Raw genomic sequence first — 5,914 nt, 5'->3', positions numbered from 1 at the left:
AAGGGATAGCCTCTCCCGCTACCTCAGGCTTTTCGACAACATCCAGGATATATCGCTTAATTCCGATAATCACCTGTGGATCATTGCCGACAACCAGGTATACCGGATCAATCTTAATGATGGCTTACCGGATCAAACCGGTTTTAAAGTCTTTTTTGCCTCCATACGCTCAGGCAAGAAATACTATGTCCAGCAGCAGAATATGGAGATAGAAAAAGAAAACATCCCACTGGTCTTCCGCATTGCTGCCCCCCAATACATCAGGAAAAATTCCACTCAATATCAATACAGGATCGAGGGATTAATGAATGACTGGTCGAAATGGTCACCTGACCCCACCATCCGGATATTTACCCAGAAAGGCGAGTATACTGTACGGGTCCGGGCCCGTAATCTTTGGGGACAGGTAAGCGAAACCGGAAGGATCAATTACCATGTGCCTCCTCCATTTACAGAGACCCGCCTTTTCTACGGCATATTGGCTGTGTCGATCAGCGGGTTGTTTTTCATGGTCATCAAACTACACGAAAAAAAACTGCGGCACGACAAGCGTTTGCTGGAAGAGGCCGTAAAGGAACGGACCGCCACCATCGAAGAGCAGAAAAGTGAGATCACCACCCAGCGGGATGCCATTCTCGAACAAAAAAATACCATTGAGCAAAAAAATATGGAGATAACAGGTAGCATTGAATATGCCCGGCGCATACAAACCGCACTGATGCCCAAAGAAGAACAATTCAGCCAGGCATTCTCCGACCATTTTATACTCTTTAAGCCCCGTTCCATTGTCAGCGGTGATTTTTACTGGATTCACACCCTTGGGAAACGGATCTACGTGACGGCAGCAGATTGCACGGGGCATGGGGTTCCCGGGGCTTTCATGAGCATGCTCGGCATCTCTTCTCTTAATGAAATTGTTAGCAATCACCAGGGCACACCTGAAAACGCAGCCATGATATTAAACCGGTTGCGCGAGACGGTTAAAAATTCCCTGCACCAAACCGGCAAGCGTGACCTTACCAAAGATGGAATGGATATATCCTTTTGCGTGATCGATCTGGAGAATGGACTGGTAGATTTTGCCGGAGCTTTCAATCCTTTGTATGTCTTTCGCGACGGTGTGTTCGAAAAATTCAGCGGTGACCGCATGCCTGTGGGCATCTATCATACGGAAAAATCCTCTTTCACCAACCACCGGCTTGAAATCAAATCCGGCGATACCCTCTATCTCTTCTCAGACGGATACGTAGATCAACTGGGTGGGCCCGATCACAAAAAATTCAAGCCCATCAATTTTATACACCTGCTCAGAGACATCCAGCACCTGCCCATGGACAGGCAGAAACTAATGCTTGAAGAGCAGTTTAAAAAATGGAAGGGCGATAATTTTCAGGTGGATGACGTGATTGTCCTGGGTATAAAAATATGATCCCGTCATCCCTATTATGTAAGATGCCCGATCCCGCGGGATTTAATCTTCCTCCAGCTTTCTGACTTTCTGATTCTCGGTGTGTGCGTCGATCATCCAGGCATACCTTACTCTTTTCCCCGTCTCCAGCGATTCATACTCTATCCCGTATTCGCCTTCAACGATCACACATTTGCCCAGATCATAGCGCAGCGACATCACTTTATCGCCCACCTTTAAGGGGTTGCCGTCGTAATCCAACAGCTCCCGTTTCTTTTTTTTCTTTCGAAATAGTCCCATAGGCATTCAAAATTAGGTAACGGTCCCCAACTATTCCGCATACTGATCAATCACCATATTGATAGCCCTTTGACAGGCGGCGCAGAAATGATCGGTGCGGGTATACATGATGCAGTTAGGTTCGGAACGGTATATTCCCTTGCTGTGATACATAGCCCCCTCATAGGCGCCTACATCACCGGCATGGGGTATTTGTGAGAGATAGTCCTCCTCCCATTCACGCTGCTGGTTGAACAACTGTTCCATCTTGTCTTCACTCACCCTCGCATCTCGCATCTTTTGCCGTTTCTCCTGGATCCGGTTGCTGTGATCGTCAAATTTCTCCTTCCCCCAGGGAGTGGGTAAAGGTGTATCTTCCCGAATCAGATCCCCCCATTTGATCTTGTCTTTATCCATGTAAGTAGTGACATTCAACTCATAGGGCTCGACAACCTGACTACCCATCTCATAAGCCGTAGCAGAGGTATAATATTCATCGGCCAGGGAAGCAAAGTGGTGGCCGAACTCATGGACAAAAAGGTAATCATGGAAGGCATTGTCGGAAGCTGCGGTAATATAGAGCTTGTAGATGCCTCCCCCGCCATAAATGCTGTCGTTCATAAGTATGGCGGTAAACTCATAGGGCACCGTGGAAGCTGCATCCCGTATGGTTTTGTTGTCATAACCAAGGGCATAGCGTTGTGAGCCAAAAGCCCCATAGCTAACCGAAAGGGCCGAGCGGTTGTATATATCCTGCTGGGGATGGTTCAGTCCTGAGTTGGGGGCCGGCACTTTCACCGCGCGTATATTGAAATCCTCCTTCCGGGAAGCAAAAGGTTCTGTTGAAAACAAGGCCCGGGCAAATTTGTCGGCATCGGCCCGGAACTCATCCATATGCTGCTGTGTATAACCTTCACTTAAAAGAACAATGTCCACCTTCTCCTGGGGCTTCCCATGCACGGCCACTTCATATACCCCGTAAGGGGTGTTCAACGGGGCAGGATTGACCTTACGGGAATTGGGATCCACCATGTATTGCCATACCGGATCAAATTTTTGCTGTTGGTTGCGCTTATAGATCACCAGCTTCACCTTTTGGGCAGGCCAGGGGAAGCGCACTGATTCATGAAAGACACCCCACTCCTTTTTGGCTTCCGCAGTGGTTTCCCATTCACCATAAATGCTCGAATACCCCCTGGAATAAATCACTTTCCCACTCCGGGGATCCTGTATCTCAAAGAAATATTTTCCGAGCCTCAGGTCATCGACCAACTGCTGTTTGCTTCCTGCCCAGGGACCATCATTCACCATCTGGTCCAGAGAAAAGTGTTCTTCGGTTGCAGTGCCGGTGTGAAAATAATCCAACCGCATGGTCTGATCCTTGAAATATTGCTCAAAGGAAACATCGGCCCGGGCCTGGGAACAGGAAAACACCAATATTAAAAGGAATGAGGCGATCCTACATGTCCGTTTCATAATCATGGGTTTTGGGTTTGAATTCCCGAATTTATAAAATTATTCCCGGAAGACCCAGATTTTACTTTTTAACCCTTTCACCGCACAATAACCTATTCAGCCTTAAACGCCGCAATATCGCTTCCGCTTCTATAGCAGCGTTGCCTCCAAAGTAGGCCTTGTATCCCGTTCCTGTTCGTGGGGACATCTATTTGTCTTAGGCTTCCTTCAATAGGGACCTCGCGGTCACTGTCTTGCCCTCGACTAACGGTTCCTGTCAACTCGGCCCGTTCAGGACTCTTACCTTAAAGAACTTGCGCATGCAGGGCGCACAAAAAGCGGGACATGCCGAGGCGTGTCCCGCTTCATGATCTGGACGGAAAATTATACTTTATTGGATCAACTTTTCAGCCAGGTCTACTACGCGCTCCGAATAGCCCCATTCATTGTCATACCAGGAAACAACTTTTACCATGTGACCTGCCATAACCATAGTGCTCTGGGCATCGAAGATGGAAGAACGGGGATCACCCACAATGTCAGCCGACACAATCGGATCTTCTGTATATCCGAGGATACCTTTCATCTCGCCTTCAGCATACTTCTTCATGGCTTCATTCACTTCCTCGATGGTCACATCCTTCTTCAGGTGGGCCGTAAAATCAACCAGCGATCCTGTAGGGGTGGGAACACGTACAGCCTTGCCATCGAGTTTGCCTTTGAGATCGGGAATCACTTTTCCTGCGGCACCGGCAGCTCCAGTAGTAGTTGGGATTTGCGAGAGTGCGGCAGCACGTGCTCTTCTCAGATCCTTGTGCGGGGCATCCTGCAGATTCTGGTCGGCGGTGTAAGAGTGGATGGTGGTCATCAAGCCATGCTCGATGCCAAACTCATCGTTGAGCACTTTCACTACAGGAGCCAGACAGTTGGTGGTGCAGGAAGCGTTGGAGACACACTCGTCTTCAGGCTTCAGGTCATTGTCGTTTACACCCAGCACAATCATCCGGTCGATCTCATCCTTGGCAGGAACAGTGAGCAGAACCTTCTTGGCGCCATTCTTCAGGTGATCGCCATATCCACCTTTCTTGTCTTCCCGCTTACGGAATACGCCGGTAGATTCAACCACCACGTCGGGTGTCTCGTCCCATGGTATTTGGGCAGGATTCTTTTCAGCGCTGACCTTTACCTTTTTACCATTGACCACCAGATATTCATCCTGCTGTTCAACAGTTCCGTTAAATCTGCCATAGTTGGAATCGTACTTCAACAAATGGGCCAAAGTCTTTGTATCGGTAATGTCATTAATACCTACAATGTCTACATTTTCTCTCTCGGCAGCAATTCTGAATACGCTTCTGCCAATTCTACCAAAGCCGTTGATGGCAAGTTTGAGTTTAGCCATATGAACCAATTTTTTAAGGTTTAAAAATCACAATTATTCAATATACTCTGAATAAGCCAGACAAAATTAAGGATTTATTGACAAAACATCAATAGTCCAGGAAGCTGAATTTACGCCACTTTCATTATAACCCACTAGATTCAAGCACATTTGTTTAATAGAAAAATCCCAAATTTTCTACGGGCGCGAATGAAAACGTTTTCAAAAAAATAAGTTGAAAGTCATTCTTGAAAGTATACGCGTTTGACTCTTTCGGAGATGCCTGTAAAAATTTCGTAGGGAATGGTATTGAGTTTATCGGCCAGTTCCCCCACCGGGATCTCATCCCCAAAAACGATCACTTCATCGCCCTCCTTAATGTCGCATCCTGTGATATCTGCCATGCACATATCCATACAAATGCTGCCGATAACGGGTACATAAAAGCCATTGATGTACAGACGCCCGACCCCATTGCTCAGAGCCCGGTTAAAGCCATCGGCATAACCAACCGGTATGACAGCGATCTTCAGGTCATGCTCAGCCCTTGCCGAGCGGCCATATCCGATGGTTCCGCCTTTCTTCACTTCTTTGACCTGGGTTACTGTGCTCTTAAATGTGGAAATGTTGCGCAGTTTATCCTGGCCGGTCGCTCCAATACCATAGAGGCCAATGCCCAGTCGCACCATATCAAACTGTGCATCCGGGAATCGTTCAATGCCTGCCGAATTCAGTATATGGCGTATAACCGGATGGCCCATTTCCCGGGATATCCTAGTACTCAGCTCATCGAACAGGCCTATCTGCTCATGGCTGAAGGCATCCTGCTCCGCCTCATCACTGGCTGCAAGATGAGAGAAGATCGAATGGACCCGCAGATGTTTGGCTTGCTTCAGGTGGCTTATCAGCTCACCGACCTCCACGTCCCTGAACCCAAGCCTGTTCATGCCGGTATCCAGCTTGATATGCACGGGGTACTCCTCTTTGCCGGTGGCAGATACCACTCTGTTAAACTGCTCCAGCACATGAAAATGATAAATCTCGGGCTCCAGCTCATAATCGATCATCATTCTGAAACCATCTTCTTCAGGGTTCATGACGATAATGGGCAGAGCTATACCTGCTTCCCGCAAAGTTACCCCTTCATCGGCAAAAGCCACTCCCAGGTAATCCACTCTTTGATATTGAAGAAGATTGGCAATCTCATAGGTACCGCTGCCATAGGAAAAGGCTTTGACCATCACCATCAGGCGCGTATTGTGTTGGAGCAGGGAACGAAAATGGTTCAGATTGTGCACCAGGGCATCCAGGTCGATCTCCAGCACGGTTTGGTGCATCTTTTCTTCCAGTTCATGGGAGATCTTCTCAAAATGGAAATCCCTTGAGCCTTT

5 protein-coding genes are annotated in these 5,914 nt (G+C 47.9%); 1 reads left to right on the top strand and 4 read right to left on the bottom strand.

All coding sequences use genetic code 11. The features are described 5' to 3' along the window. The coding region (locus tag KGY70_15855; GenBank protein ID MBS3776671.1) for a SpoIIE family protein phosphatase at positions 1–1,429 on the top strand (1,429 nt) is incomplete at its 5' end. 42 nt (positions 1,430–1,471) lie between these two features. On the opposite strand, the gene KGY70_15850 is transcribed toward KGY70_15855, so the two are convergent. The 4 genes from KGY70_15850 to alr form a co-directional block, all read right to left on the bottom strand. Continuing rightward, the gene (locus KGY70_15850; protein MBS3776670.1) at positions 1,472–1,708 is read right to left on the bottom strand and encodes a hypothetical protein; all 237 of its coding nucleotides are present in this window, start codon (positions 1,706–1,708) and stop codon (positions 1,472–1,474) included. Positions 1,709–1,738: 30 nt separating this feature from the next. After that, entirely contained in the window at positions 1,739–3,163 is a 1,425-nt protein-coding gene (locus KGY70_15845) for a hypothetical protein (GenBank protein MBS3776669.1), read from the bottom strand. A gap of 370 nt (positions 3,164–3,533) precedes the next feature. Continuing rightward, positions 3,534–4,544 (bottom strand): type I glyceraldehyde-3-phosphate dehydrogenase, encoded by a 1,011-nt coding sequence (gene gap / locus KGY70_15840; GenBank protein MBS3776668.1) that lies wholly within the window; start codon positions 4,542–4,544, stop codon positions 3,534–3,536. Positions 4,545–4,765: 221 nt separating this feature from the next. After that, positions 4,766–5,914 (bottom strand): alanine racemase (gene alr / locus KGY70_15835; GenBank protein MBS3776667.1); only part of this gene is annotated, 1,149 nt, incomplete at its 5' end.

It is taken from the genome of Bacteroidales bacterium, assembly GCA_018334875.1.
In the GTDB taxonomy this organism is placed as follows: domain Bacteria; phylum Bacteroidota; class Bacteroidia; order Bacteroidales; family UBA12077; genus JAGXLC01.
Note: the sequence above shows the minus strand (reverse complement) of the source record. Positions and strands in the feature narration are given on the sequence as shown.